18 protein-coding genes are annotated in these 17,115 nt (G+C 36.7%); 10 read left to right on the forward strand and 8 right to left on the reverse strand.

Annotation, left to right across the window (positions count from 1 at the left end; translation table 11 throughout):
* Positions 1 to 11: 11 nt before the first annotated feature.
* Positions 12 to 650 (reverse strand): HD domain-containing protein, encoded by a 639-nt coding sequence (locus tag ACIQZG_RS08710; RefSeq protein ID WP_402754783.1) that lies wholly within the window; start codon positions 648 to 650, stop codon positions 12 to 14.
* A 299-nt stretch (positions 651 to 949) separates the two neighbouring features.
* Between ACIQZG_RS08710 and ACIQZG_RS08715 the strand changes: the two genes are divergently transcribed.
* Entirely contained in the window at positions 950 to 1,774 is an 825-nt protein-coding gene (locus tag ACIQZG_RS08715) for a methyl-accepting chemotaxis protein (protein ID WP_402754784.1), read from the forward strand.
* 230 nt (positions 1,775 to 2,004) lie between these two features.
* Here the strand turns inward: ACIQZG_RS08715 and ACIQZG_RS08720 are convergent, their stop codons facing one another.
* Entirely contained in the window at positions 2,005 to 2,970 is a 966-nt protein-coding gene (locus ACIQZG_RS08720) for an AEC family transporter (RefSeq protein WP_402754785.1), read from the reverse strand.
* A gap of 222 nt (positions 2,971 to 3,192) precedes the next feature.
* On the opposite strand from ACIQZG_RS08720, the gene ACIQZG_RS08725 reads away from it, so the two are divergent.
* From ACIQZG_RS08725 to ACIQZG_RS08745, 5 genes are all read left to right on the forward strand, one after another.
* Positions 3,193 to 4,074 carry a LysR family transcriptional regulator gene (locus ACIQZG_RS08725; protein WP_402754786.1) on the forward strand — a complete coding sequence of 294 codons (882 nt, stop codon included), beginning with the start codon at positions 3,193 to 3,195 and terminating at the stop codon, positions 4,072 to 4,074.
* A 65-nt stretch (positions 4,075 to 4,139) separates the two neighbouring features.
* Positions 4,140 to 4,751, forward strand: a complete 612-nt coding sequence (locus tag ACIQZG_RS08730) for a dienelactone hydrolase family protein (RefSeq protein ID WP_402754787.1) — start codon at positions 4,140 to 4,142, stop codon at positions 4,749 to 4,751.
* A gap of 26 nt (positions 4,752 to 4,777) precedes the next feature.
* Positions 4,778 to 5,734, forward strand: coding sequence for a LytTR family transcriptional regulator DNA-binding domain-containing protein (locus tag ACIQZG_RS08735; protein ID WP_402754788.1), 957 nt, complete (start codon positions 4,778 to 4,780; stop codon positions 5,732 to 5,734).
* A gap of 145 nt (positions 5,735 to 5,879) precedes the next feature.
* Positions 5,880 to 6,728, forward strand: a complete 849-nt coding sequence (locus tag ACIQZG_RS08740) for an ABC transporter ATP-binding protein (protein WP_402754789.1) — start codon at positions 5,880 to 5,882, stop codon at positions 6,726 to 6,728.
* On the forward strand, positions 6,725 to 7,432 hold the full coding sequence (locus tag ACIQZG_RS08745; protein ID WP_402754790.1) for an ABC transporter permease: 708 nt from the start codon (positions 6,725 to 6,727) through the stop codon (positions 7,430 to 7,432). Before ACIQZG_RS08740 ends, ACIQZG_RS08745 begins: the two co-directional genes overlap by 4 nt.
* Positions 7,433 to 7,474: 42 nt before the next feature.
* Here ACIQZG_RS08745 and ACIQZG_RS08750 read toward each other — a convergent pair whose 3' ends face one another.
* Complete coding sequence (locus ACIQZG_RS08750) at positions 7,475 to 8,050, reverse strand: GNAT family N-acetyltransferase (RefSeq protein ID WP_402754791.1); 576 nt, start codon at positions 8,048 to 8,050, stop codon at positions 7,475 to 7,477.
* 187 nt (positions 8,051 to 8,237) lie between these two features.
* Here ACIQZG_RS08750 and ACIQZG_RS08755 point away from each other — a divergent pair, with 187 nt between their 5' ends.
* The 3 genes from ACIQZG_RS08755 to ACIQZG_RS08765 all read left to right on the forward strand — a co-directional run bounded on the left by ACIQZG_RS08755 (position 8,238) and on the right by ACIQZG_RS08765 (position 10,848).
* A complete protein-coding gene (locus ACIQZG_RS08755; RefSeq protein WP_402754792.1) occupies positions 8,238 to 9,038 on the forward strand; it encodes an EcsC family protein in 801 nt (266 codons plus the stop codon).
* 423 nt (positions 9,039 to 9,461) lie between these two features.
* On the forward strand, positions 9,462 to 9,968 hold the full coding sequence (locus tag ACIQZG_RS08760) for an RNA polymerase sigma factor (RefSeq protein WP_402754793.1): 507 nt from the start codon (positions 9,462 to 9,464) through the stop codon (positions 9,966 to 9,968).
* Positions 9,961 to 10,848, forward strand: a complete 888-nt coding sequence (locus ACIQZG_RS08765; protein WP_402754794.1) for a hypothetical protein — start codon at positions 9,961 to 9,963, stop codon at positions 10,846 to 10,848. Before ACIQZG_RS08760 ends, ACIQZG_RS08765 begins: the two co-directional genes overlap by 8 nt.
* A gap of 88 nt (positions 10,849 to 10,936) precedes the next feature.
* On the opposite strand, the gene ACIQZG_RS08770 is transcribed toward ACIQZG_RS08765, so the two are convergent.
* The 5 genes from ACIQZG_RS08770 to ACIQZG_RS08790 all read right to left on the reverse strand — a co-directional run bounded on the left by ACIQZG_RS08770 (position 10,937) and on the right by ACIQZG_RS08790 (position 14,713).
* Positions 10,937 to 11,398, reverse strand: coding sequence for a methyl-accepting chemotaxis protein (locus ACIQZG_RS08770; protein ID WP_402754795.1), 462 nt, complete (start codon positions 11,396 to 11,398; stop codon positions 10,937 to 10,939).
* A gap of 6 nt (positions 11,399 to 11,404) precedes the next feature.
* Entirely contained in the window at positions 11,405 to 11,887 is a 483-nt protein-coding gene (locus ACIQZG_RS08775; RefSeq protein ID WP_402754796.1) for a hypothetical protein, read from the reverse strand.
* Between the two features lie 141 nt (positions 11,888 to 12,028).
* Complete coding sequence (locus ACIQZG_RS08780) at positions 12,029 to 13,213, reverse strand: NAD(P)/FAD-dependent oxidoreductase (protein WP_402754797.1); 1,185 nt, start codon at positions 13,211 to 13,213, stop codon at positions 12,029 to 12,031.
* Between the two features lie 45 nt (positions 13,214 to 13,258).
* Complete coding sequence (locus ACIQZG_RS08785) at positions 13,259 to 13,687, reverse strand: helical membrane plugin domain-containing protein (protein WP_402754798.1); 429 nt, start codon at positions 13,685 to 13,687, stop codon at positions 13,259 to 13,261.
* A 402-nt stretch (positions 13,688 to 14,089) separates the two neighbouring features.
* The gene (locus ACIQZG_RS08790) at positions 14,090 to 14,713 is read right to left on the reverse strand and encodes a TetR/AcrR family transcriptional regulator (RefSeq protein ID WP_402754799.1); all 624 of its coding nucleotides are present in this window, start codon (positions 14,711 to 14,713) and stop codon (positions 14,090 to 14,092) included.
* A 126-nt stretch (positions 14,714 to 14,839) separates the two neighbouring features.
* Here ACIQZG_RS08790 and ACIQZG_RS08795 point away from each other — a divergent pair, with 126 nt between their 5' ends.
* Positions 14,840 to 17,026, forward strand: a complete 2,187-nt coding sequence (locus tag ACIQZG_RS08795) for an MMPL family transporter (protein WP_402754800.1) — start codon at positions 14,840 to 14,842, stop codon at positions 17,024 to 17,026.
* The last annotated feature ends 89 nt before the right edge of the window (positions 17,027 to 17,115 follow it).

Raw genomic sequence — 17,115 nt, forward strand, 5'->3', positions numbered from 1 at the left:
TTGAGTTTTATTTACTCGGACCACGGTGAATGCAGAACGCAATCACAGAAGTTTTTCGATTTATAATTTGGAATGTATAATGCACATACATCTGATTTTATATTGCCAAAAGTCGTTTCAGGTTTATGTTTAAACCCTTCAAAAAACGCTGGCAAAATCTCTTGTTTAAATTGATTACGTGGAAATGCCTGCGTAATTGCATCGCGTTCTATAGCCGTTAAGTCGTGATAACCATCCCCCATTACATCTAGACCCACTCCTGCATATAACAACGCAACCTCATTTTCCTTATGCTCTGCAACACCTATTGTTGTATGTAACGCAATCGCATCCCACACTAGTTGAATCGAACGTTCATCGATATTATGCACTGTTAAAAACTGACGCGCAGCATTCGCGCCATCTACTTCAAAGCGTTTATCTGGACTACTATGCTTTTTCGTTAACCCTAAGTCGTGGAATAATGCACTGACATATAAAAGTTCCGCATCATATCTTTTCTTTGCCTTTTCTCCTTGCAATGCCCCGAATAAATAGACCCGATTCGAGTGGTTCCAAAGTAAATCCGAACCATGCTCTTTCAAAATATCCTGTGCTTCAACTGCTAGACGACTGTCTGGAATTTTTATCCCTGCAATATTTGTAGTCAAGTAAATTCCCCCTTTATTTTTCTTATCAACATAGGAACCGTCGATTATTTATAATTATAGGAACTAGCAATCAATCAAACAATTCTATTATTTCTATGATAACGATAGAGCTTCCCTATAGTTATTTCGCTATTGTGAGTTAACTCTAAATTTAACATCAATTATTTTAAAGAACTCTTTCTATCAACCGTTTTTTTCTATACAATTAAGTTGGTGGATGAAATTGGGTAATTATAGATCCTGTACATAATACAATGATCCCCAAAACATTTTACATTATCGAATACGGAGGGGTTTTTATGAATATTATTACGGCTTTATCCATGGCCATGCCTTATATTCATCTTGCATTTAAAGAAGAGGCCATAATGGCATTGGTTGACAAAGAAAGTGAAACGATCGTAACCTACTTAGCTGGTAAGCGATTAGATGTTGGCTATAGAAATGGGCAAAAGATTAATGCAGATGACGAAAATCTCCATACTCCTCTAAGAGGACAAAGTGCAAATCTTTTAGTCCCGAAAGAAGTGTATGGGGTAGATTTTAATGCGTTTTCATTTCCTGTACATGAAAACGGGCGTATTGTAGGTGCACTGGCTTTTGGATTACCAGTTGATAACACACTAAAGCTGGAAAAATATATCGCTACAATGAATGACGTAATCCATAACCTTCAAGATAAAGTACATACAATTGCTTCTCATTCAGAGGAACTAGCTGCGACCAGTGAAGAAATCAATAAGCAGGCTCAATTTGCTTTAGAGGATGCGGAAAAGACAAACGGTGTCACAGATTTAATTAAAAACATTTCCCGCCAAACCAATTTACTTGGCTTAAATGCTTCCATTGAAGCAGCACGTGCGGGCCAACATGGAGCCGGCTTTAACATCGTGGCTCAGGAAGTCCGTAAGCTGTCTTCCGAAACAGCATCCGCTACTGACAGTATAGAGTCTTCACTACGCAGTATTAATAATAATCTCGAGAACTTAAAACAAAGCATGGGACAAATCAATAGTGCCACAAACGAACAGGCTCTGCTTGTTCAGGATTTTAGTGAGATTATTGAAGAATTAAGTAACCTCAGTGTTGAAATGAAAACATTCATGACTCAAACTATAAAATAAAGCGAAGCCAATCCTCGATATATGGGATTGGCTTCGTTTTATAATTGGCGTTCTTGTTCAATTGCCTTTCTATATGTTAAAAGTTCATTTCACTTTCCGCGTGCACCGCGTAAGTCGCAACCCTCTCTACACTAATTTCTACCTGCACTTCAAAAGATAGCATATTAAAGATCCTCTTTTCTTTTAAGCAGCCCATCCGTAGCAACCTTAACGTGAATTTTCCGTGTATTTTATTGACTAAGATAGACCAGTAAACTTGAAACTGTAAAAATAGATATGACCATGGATACCAAGATAGCTATCGATGTTTGTTGCTCTAATTTTTCATATTTCTGAGCAAATACAAAAACACCTGCACCTACCGGTAAAGCAGACATTAAAACTGCAATACTCCCCCAAAGCATATTGACCTCAAACACAAACATCATTAACCCTAACGTAATTAAAGGCTGTAATAGTAACTTTAAACTTACTATAACGGCAACTTCTGATTTTTTCACTTCAAATTCTTTTATAACTTTAGTTTGTCCTACTAACCCAAGGCCCAATGCAAATAAAGCTGTTGGTCCGGAGGCACCTGCAAGTAATTGTGCAAAGTTTTGAATAGACGTAGGTAATTTAAGCTCTAGCATAGCTACGACTATTCCAGCTACTACTGAAATTGTTAATGGATTTTTTAAAACTGGTTTTAGAACATCCCAAGCTATTTCTATAATCTGTTTACCCAATCCTAAATTCTTCATTGTTCTGGACACTTCAAATGTCAAAAGGACAATCGTTATAACAGGAATGTTATGAATTAATGTTGCAAGTGCTGCTGGTAATGCTGCTTCTTGACCAAAAGCTGCAATCGCTAGAGGGATTCCCATATATCCTGTTGTCCCATAAGAGGCATTCATTCCGTATAAAGAAGATGTAGAAAAGCTATTTTTATAAACAAATCTTGAAATTATTATAGCAATAACGAAACTGGCAAGTATCCCTCCTAAATTAATACTAATAAAACTCCAATTTGCTAAGTACTTAATAGGAGTCGTCGCAGTCGAAAGGAAAAGTAATGCAGGTAATGCAACATAGAAAACATAATTATTCAGGCTTTTAGAACCTGTTTTATTCACAATTCCAAAGACTCCTGAAAGATATCCACAAAACATGATTGCAAATACTGGCAAAACGGCATCAAAAATGATTTTCATAATTCAATCCTCGAATACTTCTTTGCAACCCTACTTACTACTTCAAATAACAATTCCATACAAGGTCTAATAACTTTAGAAATTAAAATTTCCAAACGACTCCCTCCAACTATTTACATTAATTACATTTAAATTGTATAAACATACTATTATCATGTAAAATGATTGTAATAAATGGTAAGTATCACTAAATTTGATACCAAAGAGATGAGGGGCTTTTAATTGGATGTTAAAGATCTCAAAATATTTCAAGCTGTTGCCCTACATGGCAATGTTAGCAAAGCTGCTGTTCAGTTAAATTATGTACAATCAAACATAACAAATCGCGTGAATAAGTTAGAGACTGAGCTCGAAACAACTTTATTTTATAGAAATAATAGAGGCGTAATCTTAACTTCCGATGGCGAAATACTGTTGGGATATACCGAACGGATTTTAAATTTACTCACAGAAGCAAAGGAAGCATTAAAAAATCCAGACTTTCCTTCCGGCCCATTATCCATTGGTGCCACCGATATTACGACAGCTGTCCGTCTCCCTTCCGTTCTATCCAAATACCACCAACAATATCCAGAGGTAAACTTATCACTGAAAACTGGATCAACTGAGGAACTTATAAATGAAATATTAAAATACAATTTAGATGGTGCATTTATTACTGACAGCATTAACCACCCCAAGATCATCCATGAACCACTTATCAAAGAAGAATTAGTCTTTATCGCAAATAAATCTCAACCACCCATTCAAACAATAAAAGATTTACAAAATCGAACAATTCTTGTCTTTCGCCCAGGATGCACCTATCGTGCTAAATTAGAGCAATGGTTAAGGGATGAAGGAATTTTTCCGGTTAAGAAAATGGAATTTGGAACGATCGAAGGTATGTTAGGATGTGTAAAGGCAGGTTTAGGTGTTACGCTCGTTTCAAAATGTATGGCCAATCAGTATAAAGAAAACGGAAATATTTGCTCCTATGCTGTTCCAGATAAAGATCCACATGTTACAACAGTATTCATTAGACGTCAGGATGTCCCTCTATCCAATGCACTTATGAAATTTTTAATAGTATCTAAAGAATTACTTGAAGTATCCGAAACATAGGTTACTCAATTTCTTTTGTGGTATGTCCCACATAGAACGTGCATGTTTCCAGGCTTTTATGTGACATGCCTATTTTTGAAACACTTTATAAAAACTATAATAAAGGTGATTATATGCATCGGAAGATTTTTATCTTACACGAAATATATGGTGTGAATGAGTTTATAAAAGAACAGGCCATTGAATTTAGCGATGACCAAACTGTAGTTGAATGTGTTGCACTTTACTCTGATGGCAAGGTCTTCCCTTACCTACAAGAAAAAGAAGCATACGACTACTTCACTAAAGAAGTCGGCTTTAACGCACCGTTACTACAGCTATCACAGCAGCTAAGAGCAGCAATTGAACAATATCAGGATGTGATTTTGATTGGATTTAGTGTGGGAGCTACACTAGCTTGGCGACTTTCTACGCTGCCATTGTCTCGAGTTGTTTGTGTCTATGGCTCACACATTCGTCAATATTTAGATGTTCAACCAAGTTGCCCAACACTTGTACTATTGCCTGGCCATGAAAAAGGTTTCAATGTTAATGGCATGAAACACGCACTCCAACATATACATTTTGTACAAACCATGCAATTTGTTGGTGAACATGGCTTTATGGATGAGCAAAATTATGCTTTTCATCTAGAAAGTGCTTTGCAAGCACACACTCATATTAAAAATTTTATATAAAAATCTTTTTTCTGGAGGATATCATTTTGAATCAACCCAATTATTTAGTAATCGACCCTTATATTGAATCGGGTAATGTCATTTATCCAAGCTTTCAACTTCCATTTCAAACGGGAGCCGTTATTGGTATCTATACAGATGTGGCGAAAATCCATACATTACTGCAATGGTTTACAAAACAACAAAATACATATACACAAGAACGTGAACATGCTTTATATGAAAGACTCAAGGTAGCTGAGTATATTCATTTTTGCCAAGGGCTTTTCAGTGCCCGTTCACAAGACAAGGAAGAGCTATTAAAACTTTTTGCCCTGACTGAGCAAAAAAACACTTTTATTAACAAACTTAAAAACAGTGAAAAACAACGCTTAAAATTACTCCACACTTATCTAAATACTGCTCCACTTCAAGTAGTCGAGGAGCCGTTTCAAAATCTAGATGAATTTTCGAAACAAAACGTACTTCAGCTCTTAGCAGCCCTTCAAAAACAAGAAAAAACAATTATTTTACTTTCCAACAACTTTGAGGAGTTACTTATTTCGAGTAGCGAAATATATCGATTAGATGCTCAAGGCCTACATACTCTTGATGTAAAAGAGGAGGATCTAGAAACAACCCCCTCCCCTATTGAAAATGCACCAATACGACTCGATAAAATTCCTACAAAGAAAAATGACAAAATCATTTTGTTCAACCCACCTGAGATTGACTACATTGAAAGTGTAGAAGGTGTTGTTTCAGTGTTTGTTGCTGGAGAAGCATTTCCATGCACACTGTCACTTAACGATTTAGAACAAAAACTGACACCATTCGGTTTTTTCAGAAGCCACCGTTCATATATCGTCAACCTACAAAAGGTACGTGAAATCATCACTTGGACACGCAATAGCTATAGTTTGGCACTAAATAGTGCAGAAAAAACTGTAGTTCCATTATCGAAAAATAAACTAGCAGATTTAAAAGAAATACTCGGAATTTAGTAGATTTCCCAGGAAATAAACGACTCCTGTCAGAGGAATATACCTCCACTAAGCGCCAATTTTCATCCTTTCAGCCGAAATCTAATGTAGCATTTTCAAATGTGCTTTAAAGTGAAGACATCAACAACACTCAGGAGGTTTACACATGGAGACAGTCATTGATGTACAGCATTTAAAAAAAGCATTTAACAAGGAAGTTGCCTTACAAGACGTTTCATTCTCTATTAAAAAAGGAGAAATTTTTGGATTCCTAGGACCTAGTGGCTCTGGTAAAACAACTACCATAAAAATTTTAACAGCACAAACAGAGAAAACTTCAGGCGATGTTTCAATATTCGGTCGTGCTGCTAGTGAAATGAGGCACAGTAATAATCGTAAACGTTTTGGAATTTTAACAGATAATAGTGGCCTATATACACGCCTTTCAATTGAAGAGAACCTAAAACTTTATTGTCAGCTATACGAACTGCCTTATTCTTCCATAAAAGATGCTTTAGATTTTGTTAATTTATATGCTGAGCGTAAAAAGAAAATTAGCCAGCTTTCTAAAGGGATGCTTCAACGTGTTACACTTGCTCGCGCGATTATGCATAAACCGGAGTTATTATTTTTAGATGAACCTACTTCAGCGCTGGATCCTGTGAATACACAACATATTTACAACGGTTTACGCAAATTAAATGACATGGGCACAACGATCTTTTTAACAACACATGATATGGGCGAAGCTGAACTACTATGTGACCGCGTTGCCTTCTTACATCAGGGGAAAATTCGAGCAATGGGTGCTCCAAAACAATTAAAAAAGGAATTCGGCGATAATTCTATCACTGTTGAATTACAAAATGGTACGTCCGAAACGATTCAAAGTGGCGCCGAGGATGCACAGAAATTATTTTCTTGGATGCAATCTGATGAGGTTGCACGTATTTATACAAACGAACCTACTTTAGGGGATATTTTTATGCAAATAACAGGGAGTGATTTAGTATGAACCTTTCAATGACACGTATTCAAGCTATTTTCATGAAGGATTACAAGGAATTTGTACGAAACTATGCAGTATCTATTATGGCTCTGATGCCGCTTATTTTAGCGTTTGGTTTCAATAAAATGGGTATAAGCGACATACAAACATATCTTATGACCATTAACATTGTCTTTTCTCTTGTTACAGCCTATGTACAATGCTGCTTAATCGCAGAGGAAAAAGAAAAAAAAACGCTTCGTAGTTTAATGTTATCCCCTGCCACACTTGGAGATATTTTAATAGGTAAAAGCTTATTCGTCCTTGTATTATCTAGTGCTGTAGTTGCCCTAACAGTGTATCTTCTTGGTTATAAGCCAGCTAATCTTTTATTATTATCAATTGCCTTACTACTATCAGCACTTTTCTACATTGGAATCGGAACATTTTGTGGATTATATACAAAAACAATAATGGAAGCGTCCGTAATTATTTTACCCGTCATGTTTATTTTCATAGGTGGTCCTATGGTCTTTGCAATGTCAGAGGCATACCCTATTTTAAAAATTGCTGAGTGGCTACCAAGCACCCAACTTTCACTATTAGCTGAAGTTCTAGAAGGGAATTATTCCTCAACTGATATAATCATCCCATTCGTTACAATACTCTTATGGACTATTTTGACGTGGCTTGTGACAGCATTTTTCTATAAAAAAAGAATGGTCGACTAAGACCATTCTTTTTCTTCTTGTGGATTTTGATATTCTCTCCCCTTATTTCAAAAGTTCCTTCAAATGCAATTTCATTTCTGGCCAATCTTCTCTTATCACACTATACATAACTGTATGGCGTGTCGTTCCATCTTTTCGAATCATATGATTACGTAGAATCCCTTCCTTTACAGCCCCTATTCGTTCGATTGCTTTTTGGGAACGTGTATTTTCATAATCTGTTTTAATTTGTACACGCCGTAAGTCTAGTACTTCAAAGCAGTAGCTTAATAATAAGTATTTACAGTTGGTGTTCACTGTTGTGCGCCAATAGGCAGGTGTTAACCATGTAAAGCCAATTTCTACTCGTTGATGGGATTCATCAATATCCATAAACCTTGTAGACCCTATAATTTCTCCAGATTTTTTATCCACAATAACGTACGGGAATTCTTTGTTCAGCAATTTTCCTTGCAATGCCTTATCCACAAAGTTATGCACATCCTGTTCATTTTCAATAGTTGTGGGTAAATGCGTCCAAACTTCTGGATAACTTCCTGCTGCCAAAATTCCAGCTACATCATGTTCTTCTAATGGCTTTAATAATACGACCTCATTATCTAATGCAGAAAAATTCAACTGTCCTCACCCCTTAGTAACTAGTAAAGAAAAACTTTATTATGATGAATATAACTAAAATCAGATACTGATACCAGATTAATTTTGTAAAAGAGTAATTTAACGTAGCGCTTTATTTTCCCATAATGAAACTTTTTATAATTTTTCTCGTATTTAAAATAAACGTATTTAAGGGGCGATATGAATATTGGACACTCGAGAACAATTAGAAGCATATTTGTCGGAAATTCAATCATGGGAAAAAGATCAAAAAGGCTTATGGTTTTGGGAAAAGCTCGGTCGTATCCCTTTTAAAATCTTAGATAAAATGACCCCCGCTTTCATTCAAAATAAAATAGGTTTACTAGTGGCCGAGTTAGGAAATTATATTCAAACCGGTGGAAAATATTTAATCAGTGAAAAAGCTATGATTCAAAAAATACGTGACACATCTTCTTATGAAGAAATCCATACTATTTCCGACATAGGACAGATACCTTTAGCAGACATGATTTCGATTAGTGAAAAACTCCAAAATGACCGTGTAAAATTGGCTACTGTCCAAGGTGCTTCCACTGGCATAGGAGGTATTTTCACATTAGCGATAGATATTCCCGTTATATTGGGAATGGCATTAAAAACGTTGCAAGAAATTGCGATTATTCATGGCTTTGACCCAAATGATAAAATGGAACGCATTTTCATTGTGAAATGCCTACAGTTCTCTTCTGCTGATATTGTCGGCAAAGAGGCGATATTGAATGAATTATCTACCATGCATGAAGATAATAATGCCTCTGAAAATATGATTTCACAGCTACAAGGTTGGCAGGAAGTATTTTTTACATATCGTGACCAATTCGGTTGGAAAAAGCTTTTTCAAATGGTGCCAATAGCTGGGATGATTTTCGGTGCATATGCAAATAAAGGAATGATCAATGATGTTGCCGAAGCAGGTATCATGCTCTATCGAAAAAGACGGATTTATGAAAAATTAAAAGAGGTTTAACCATGGTGACCCAGGAACTAAGATACAGTATCTTTTGAAATCTCCCTATTTAAAGAGAGATACATTGCATATCACATGTATCTCCTTTACGCTTCATATTTTCATTTCCCCTTGATGTTCTTGACTTTCCAAGAACATCTGCTCCTCTTGTCAATCTTCCGCCAAACAACACACCGATTTCCTTAGCTACATTACGAGGCAAATACAGAGTTTCATCGGTCTCGGAGTTTTTCCAGCACTCACCTATTTAATTCAGTAGACTCAGATTATCCGTATACTTTCGAAATTTATCGGACAGCTTCATGAATTTATCGCCCTACTTTTTAGTTTTATCGATATACTTTACAAAATTATCGATATATCTCTTAAATTTGTGAGTCAAAAATCCCGACGAGTCGTCTATAGATGAAAGAGGTGAGCAAAGTGGATCTGCGAACGGAGGAATTATACGAACTACATAGTACGAGTATTTATAAATTTATATTACTGATGGTCAGTCATCCTGAAACGGCAGAAGATTTAACACAAGAAACATACATACGGTGTCACAAAAATATTCAACATTTCCGCGGAGAGGCAAGTGAGCTGACCTGGTTGAGGAAAATTGCACGCAATGTAGTCTATGACTATTACAAACGACAGCGAATTTTATCCTTTATTCCCTTTACAAGTAAGCATGAACGTGAGGAAAAAACTTACGTACCTCACGAATGGTTACTCGCCGATGAGGAAACACAAGCATTATATACAGCGATACAAAAATTAAAATTTACTTATCGCGAAGCTATTATTTTACGCAAGATTGAAGGCTTTTCCATTAAAGAAACGGCAAAAATTCTTTGTTGTTCCGAAGCAAAAGTAAAAAATGATACAGCTAGAGGTATTGAACAGCTACAACATTTATTGGAGGGAGATGTAGACTATGTTTGACAGACGATTTGAACAAATGCTGAATATCGAACGTTCTATGGCAGCGAAAACTCAAACAAAGCAACTAATCAATCAGCAAATAAAGACAACACATAAAAAAGAAATACGCCAATACTACGCTGTCCTTAGTATCGCCACTACACTCGCCATTATTTTGCTCATTAGTAGCCTTTCATCTATGACTTTACCACCGCAATCTACCGAAATAGATGAAGTTGTTCACATTATTGATTCCATTGCTTTAAAAGGTGCAGATGCTGATAAAACATATAATTTACAATCTAGTTTCCTATTATCTTCACGACATAATGACGACACAAAATGGCTTATTCAACTTGAAAACCTCCTTCAAAATCTCGTACCTGCAAAAAATCCAGAGCTAAATTTGTCATATCAAGATGCAGACCATTTATTTGTTCAATATGATAATGGGCAAAGTAAGTATTTTAAAATAATAATGGGAGGATCAGGAGCTTATGTCTTAGATGAATCAAGTGGTCAATTTTATTATGCAGGTAATTTGGATACAGCCATACAAGACCATTTTAAAGGATTACGCTTTTTCGGCATTCTCATTCTAGTTGCACTTTTTGCAATTATGGTCAATATTGGACGTCGTTACTTTAGCAAAAAGGACGATGAGCAGCCTGCACGGAAAAGCTCATCGATTCCAACAGTTTTAATGTCGATTGGTGGTATGGCTACTATTAATATTTATGGTACAGTACATTTTGGTCTGCTTGGCATATTCTATTTCTTATTCATCCTTCTACGTTCACTTTATGACTATAAACGCTACCAGATTAAGACCTCTTTAGCGCACTTTACTTTTATGACTATTTCTATGGCAATTTTTTTGATTGTTATTTACAAAATCTAAAAACGCTATGTCGCCATATGCGTGACATAGCGTTTTAATTCTTCATTCGCGAATCGCATTTCATCGCCTATATAGATTTTTCTTTAGTCTATTTTGTTGGAAAGCTTTTCACTTTTTCTACTGCTGCTAGTAATTGGATTGTTACTAATTCTGATTCATCAATATGATGCGTTAATACTTTGTTCGTCTCATCAAATAAAGTGGTTGTTATTTTAAATTTATTGATAACATCTTCATTGGATATTTTTTGACTCTTAATATAGTTGAGTAGCTCATTTATCTCACTTTGAACATTCATAATCATGTGGAGCAGTGCATCAATTTGTTCAGATGTGGTAGCACTTTTTTGTATGCCCTCTGTTACTAAATCCATATTATTTTTATTGTCCTCATATGCCTTGGCAATTTGCGTTTCAATAATTTTTGTGAGCTTGGCTATATCTTCTGTGCTTGTTTTTGTACTTTCTGCTAACTTTCGTACTTCCTCAGCAACGACTGAAAAACCCTTGCCCTGTTCACCAGCTCTGGCTGCTTCTATCGATGCGTTCAATGCGAGTCAATTGGTTTGATTGGAGATGTCGCTGATGACATGAACGATTTCTGCAATTTGTTTAGAGTGTTCACTTAAATGGCTCATGCTTGATGATGTGTTTTCAGATTGTTCCCCTAAATGGTCAATTAGTCGTTCAACCTCATGCACAGCCTGTTTGCTTTCTTGCGATAAGGTAACCATCTCATTGGACGAGAATATTAAGGACTCCCCTTTCACAAGTGCATGTTCTGAAATCTCATCTGACTTCATTGTGCTTTCTTCGACTTTATTAAACTCCACCAAAATTCTACTAACCATTTCCCCTAAAATTACATGCTGATTATTGACCATATCATGCTGCTCAATCGTAGTAATCAGCTCTTTATGTAAATCATTTAAAAATATTTGGAATTCGTGTTCCTTTTTATCTAATTTCGCATTCAACTCATCGATTTTGGATATGAACTGTTCTATGTCTTCTTTTTTTGATTTAAATATGGTTAACATCATCCACTCACTCCAACACATTATTTTTTAACATGTATTAATTTTACATCTTCTATTACAATTATACAATTGTGCCCATATTTTAATGGATATAAAGCAAAACGCCCTCGTCATGACGAGGGCGTTTATTGATATAAATAATTAATATGCTAAGCCGAATAGAGCTTTGATATGTGTCAGATAGCGAATGTTTGACGCTTCTTTCATTAGTGTTGCAGGAAGACCTTTAAGTTCAGTGTTGTTTGCTCCAACAGTAGCAACAGCATCTTTACGGCCTAAGCTTGCAAGAGTACCAGAATTGATAGCTGAGAATTCTTTCATATCTTGGTTTTTGTATTGAGCGAATAAGTTGTAACCAGCACATTCGCCCATTTGCCATGCAACTTGTGCAGTTGGTGCGTAAAGTGGACGTCCACCGTCAGCTGGTAATGCAACAGAGCTATCGCCAAGTACAAATACATCAGGGTGTGATGTAGATTGTAGGAATTCGTTGATTGTAGCTTTACCGCGGTCTGCAGCAAGGCCAGATTCACCAACGATTGGAAGTGGAGCTACCCCACCAGTCCATACTAGTGTGTTTGCAACGATTGGCTCACGGTCTTTAAGAGAAATTACATTGCCCTCAACACCAGTTACAGGTGTACCTGTAATGAATTCAACGCCACGTTTTGTTAAGCTTTCAGTAGCACGTGTGATAAGCGTGTCTGGAAGTACTGGTAAGATTTTCGGACCAGCTTCAACAAGTTTAATTTTAAGATCAGCGAAGTTAACACCATGTTTTGCAGCAACTTTCGGGAAGTTGTCCACGATTTCACCAACAAGTTCAGTACCTGTTAAACCGCCGCCGCCGATAACGATTGTTGCATCAGCTTCGTCTTTAGACTGTGCGTATGCTTTAATGCGGTCTTCGATATGTTTGTAGATTTTGTTTGCATCATGTACTGATTTAAGTACCATTGAGTTTTCTTCTAATCCTGGGATACCGAAGAAACCAGTTTGGCTACCTAAAGCAACAACTAAAGTATCATAAGATAATGTATAGCCAGTATCTAAGTCTACTTTTTTAGTATCTACGTTGAATTTTGTTACTTTCGCAATTTGTAACTCTACATCTAAACCTTTAAAGATTTTTTTAAGTGGTAGAGCTACAGCACCTTCAGCGATAGTACCACCAGCTAAGCGGTGAAGTTCAGTGATGATTTGGTGTGTTGGATATTGGTTTACTAAAGTGATTTTTGCTTCATCAGCTGATAAATACTTACGAGCTGTTAATGCAGCTAATACACCAGCGTAACCAGCACCTAAGATGACGATTTCTTTTGACATGATTTATTAATCCTCCGTCCTTACTAATTGAATATATCTTGAATCTTATTTAGAATTACGTTCAGCATTTACTTGTAAGAATGCATTTACAAAGCGGAATACACCTTGAACTTGTGGGTCTTTTAACATTTTAATAAGGCCAAATAAACCGATTACTTCTTGGCTTTCTGATGCACGATCTTTCGCCTCGATAGCAGTAGCTGCTAAATTTTTAGCAGAACCTACAACTGGACCAGCCATTTCTGATACCGCACTAACCGTATCATTTTTTAATACTTCGTCCGTTGCAACTTGTTGAGCAAACTCATATGATTTTGTTAATAACGTCATCATTTCAGTTAACTTTGGTAATTGCTCTACTAAAGTAGTTAGAGATTCTTGTACCTCAGGCTTTAATAGTTGATCTAGTACATCTAATTGCTCTTGACTCACAGTTAATTGTTCAGTCTGTGATTGATTTTTCGTTTCTGACATTTTAAACTCTCCTTTGCCATCACTGTTGCTATTTTTTATATTACTTACATGTAAAAAAAGACCATTAAGCAATCTTCTTAACAGTCGTTACAGCTTATATCTTACTCACTCACCAGTCACAAGGGCCGGATTACAAATAGCATTATTTGTAATTACGATGTTAACTCTATTTTGCTCGATGTGCATCACAATTCCATCCTTATCTCGTACAGGTGACATTACATCCTCAATTATAAGGCTGTTTGTACTTTATTTCAATTAACTAATTCACGATTTCGACATTATTTTAAAAGATTCGTTTAATTGTAAACTATTTTCCCATTTTTGTAATCACTATTTATTCCTGTTAAGTTAACAGCATAATTGAAATTACATATTTTTATAAAAATCACCAATAAATTCTCATACTACCTTTTCGATAGATTGCCAAAAAAATTCTGTGATTTCCTTCGCCGCTTCCTTCGATGTTTGGAATAAGCCCGTTCCTTCTCCATCTTTAAAATATCCAACTGACATCAATGCCATAAATGTATGCGCGAAAAATTGTGCATTCCCTTGGCGAATTGTCCCCTTCTCCATTTCGAATTGCATCGATTTCTCTATTGTTTCATATATCGCATTTTCTGAAGCATGTACCTTTTTCAATTGTGCTTCTGAAAGATTAATCGTTGCTTCACGCAAAAAGTTTTTCATATCAATATCCACCGTTGCAGATAAATGCACTTCGACTAGTTGCTCTAATCGTTCTTTAAATGGCTTGGGTAAATTTAAAATTTGCTCAATATGGAGTTGAATACGTTCCATCATTCCCACTAATGATGAAGTGTATAAGTCCGCCTTCGTTGGGTAGTAGTAGTAGATTGTTGCTTTTGTCACATTACAAGCTTTCGCCACATCATCCATCGACACATTTTTATAGCCTTTTTTTATAAAAAGATTAGTAGCAGTCAACAGCACGACCTCTTGTGTTGGCTTTGCCTTTTCATCATGGCGAGGTCTTCCGAGAACACGAGGTGATTTTTTCAACAAGTTCTCCTCCTCATATCTAGTTCTATTTAGTCATATTATAGCATAATGTCATTTCCCATTTGATTAATTAACCTACCGGTATATATAATTATAGTCACTTACATGAATTGGAGGTTTTGCTAAATGAAAAAGCATCCGCTCGAACAGTGGGGCTCGATGGTAGCAAGCAAAACAGGACGTTTCATATCCCTCGCATTTTGGATTTTGCTCGTTGTCGTCCTATCTTTTGCCTGGCCACAAATTAATAGTATTGAGAGTGAGTCCGGAAAGAACTTGCCAGAAACAGAAATGTCAGAGCAAGCTGCAGCAATTATTAAAGATCAATTTCCAAACGATTCTGGTACACCTCTCTTACTCGTTTGGCATCGTGAAAATGGTCTAACAACAAATGATTTCTCTGCAATACAAAAGGTGTATGGTGAGCTTAAGGCGAACCCATTAAGCAATCAATCCCTCATACCGCCGTATGATGAAATGCCACCACAAGCATTACAAGCTGCTACTTCAGAAAATGGCTCAACAATAGTTACACCTGTCTTCTTTAAAAAAGGTGTTGCAACAGATGTACTACAAGAAAGCCTAGATGATTTAACGAAAATTATGGGCACATATGATGTTCAATTAGATAAAGATTTAGCAAGTAACACGCTGCATGTCCGCTATTCGGGCCCCGTCGGAATTGCAACAGATGCAGTGAGCTTATTCTCACAAGCAGATGTAAAATTATTAATTGCGACTGTGATTCTTGTTCTTGTTTTACTGGTCATCATTTATCGCTCGCCTTTACTTGCGATTATTCCACTAATTGTCGTCGGGCTTGCATACGGGCTTATTAGTCCAACGTTAGGGTTCTTTGCCGAACAAGGGTGGATTGATAAAGATTCCCAGGCTGTGTCAATTATGACCGTCTTACTCTTTGGTGCCGGAACCGATTATTGTTTATTTTTAATTTCGAAATACCGTGAAATTTTATTTGAAGTAGAAGATAAAACAGCTGCCATGAAGCTCGCTGTGAAAGAATCAGGCGGCGCCATTCTAATGAGTGCACTCACTGTGGTCATCGGACTTGCAACACTTAGTCTCGCCCATTATGGCGCCTTCCAACGGTTCGCTGTACCATTTAGCTTTGGTGTTCTTATCATGGGGATTGCAGCCCTTGTAGTACTCCCAGCTATTTTAGTCATTATTGGACGCGTAGCATTCTATCCATTCACTCCAAGAACAGAAGAGATGGCTCGTACCCAAGGCAAAAAGCAACATAAGCCGAGCCATAAAGTAAGTCATAAAGTCGGACATTTCGTAACACATAAGCCATGGATTGTCATTGCAGTGACCGTTCTTTTACTTGGTGGCTTAGCTGCATTTGTACCACGGATTCAATATACATTTGATTTATTATCGTCTTTCCCAGAAGATATGCCATCTCGTGAAGGCTTTACATTAATAGAAGAAAATTTCTCGCCAGGTGAACTTGCCCCTGTACAACTTGTTGTTGATGTAGATGATGTTGATGTTAATTTACAAGAGCAACTTTCATCACTTCCTTACATCGACCATGTTGACGATGTACAAATTGGTGAGAAAAACGATTCGATTCAGCTTTATGAAATGACTTTAAATGCAAACCCCTATGCAAAAGAATCTTTAGCACATATTCCTGAGCTTAAAGATGAAGCTGTAAGGATGCTTCAAGAGTCTGGTGTAAACGCTGCTAGCGAGCATGTATGGATTGGGGGCGAAACAGCCAATCAATATGATACACAGCAAGTTACTGAACGTGATGAATCAGTTATTATGCCAACGATGATTGCTTTAATTGCTCTATTATTATTTGTTTACTTACGCTCAGTAACAGCAACAGTTTATTTACTAGTAACAGTTGTTATTTCTTACTTCGGGGCGCTTGGTGCAGGCTGGATCATTTTACATTACTTTATGGGTGCAGAGGCAATTCAAGGCGCTATTCCACTGTATGCATTCGTCTTCCTCGTTGCACTTGGTGAAGATTATAATATTTTCATGATTTCAGAGATATGGAAGAAACGTAAAACGAAAGACCATTTATCTGCAGTCGAAGAAGGTGTTGTTCGTACAGGTAGTGTTATTACTTCAGCTGGACTTATTTTAGCTGGAACTTTCGCGGTCCTTGCCACACTCCCTATCCAAGTACTCGTGCAATTCGGAGTTGTTACAGCCATAGGTGTCCTACTCGATACATTCATCGTTCGCCCGTTACTAGTACCGGCCATTACCACAGTGCTTGGTAAATATGCTTTTTGGCCGGGATCTTTATTTAAAAAAGATGCTTAACCTTTTTTAGTCGATTGTAGCGGAGGGTGCTCGACTTTACAGGAAATATAAGCGTAACGGAAATCAACCTACAACTTTAATAGTAATGG

This window comes from Lysinibacillus sp. NPDC096418, assembly GCF_044762775.1.
Lineage (GTDB): Bacteria > Bacillota > Bacilli > Bacillales_A > Planococcaceae > Lysinibacillus.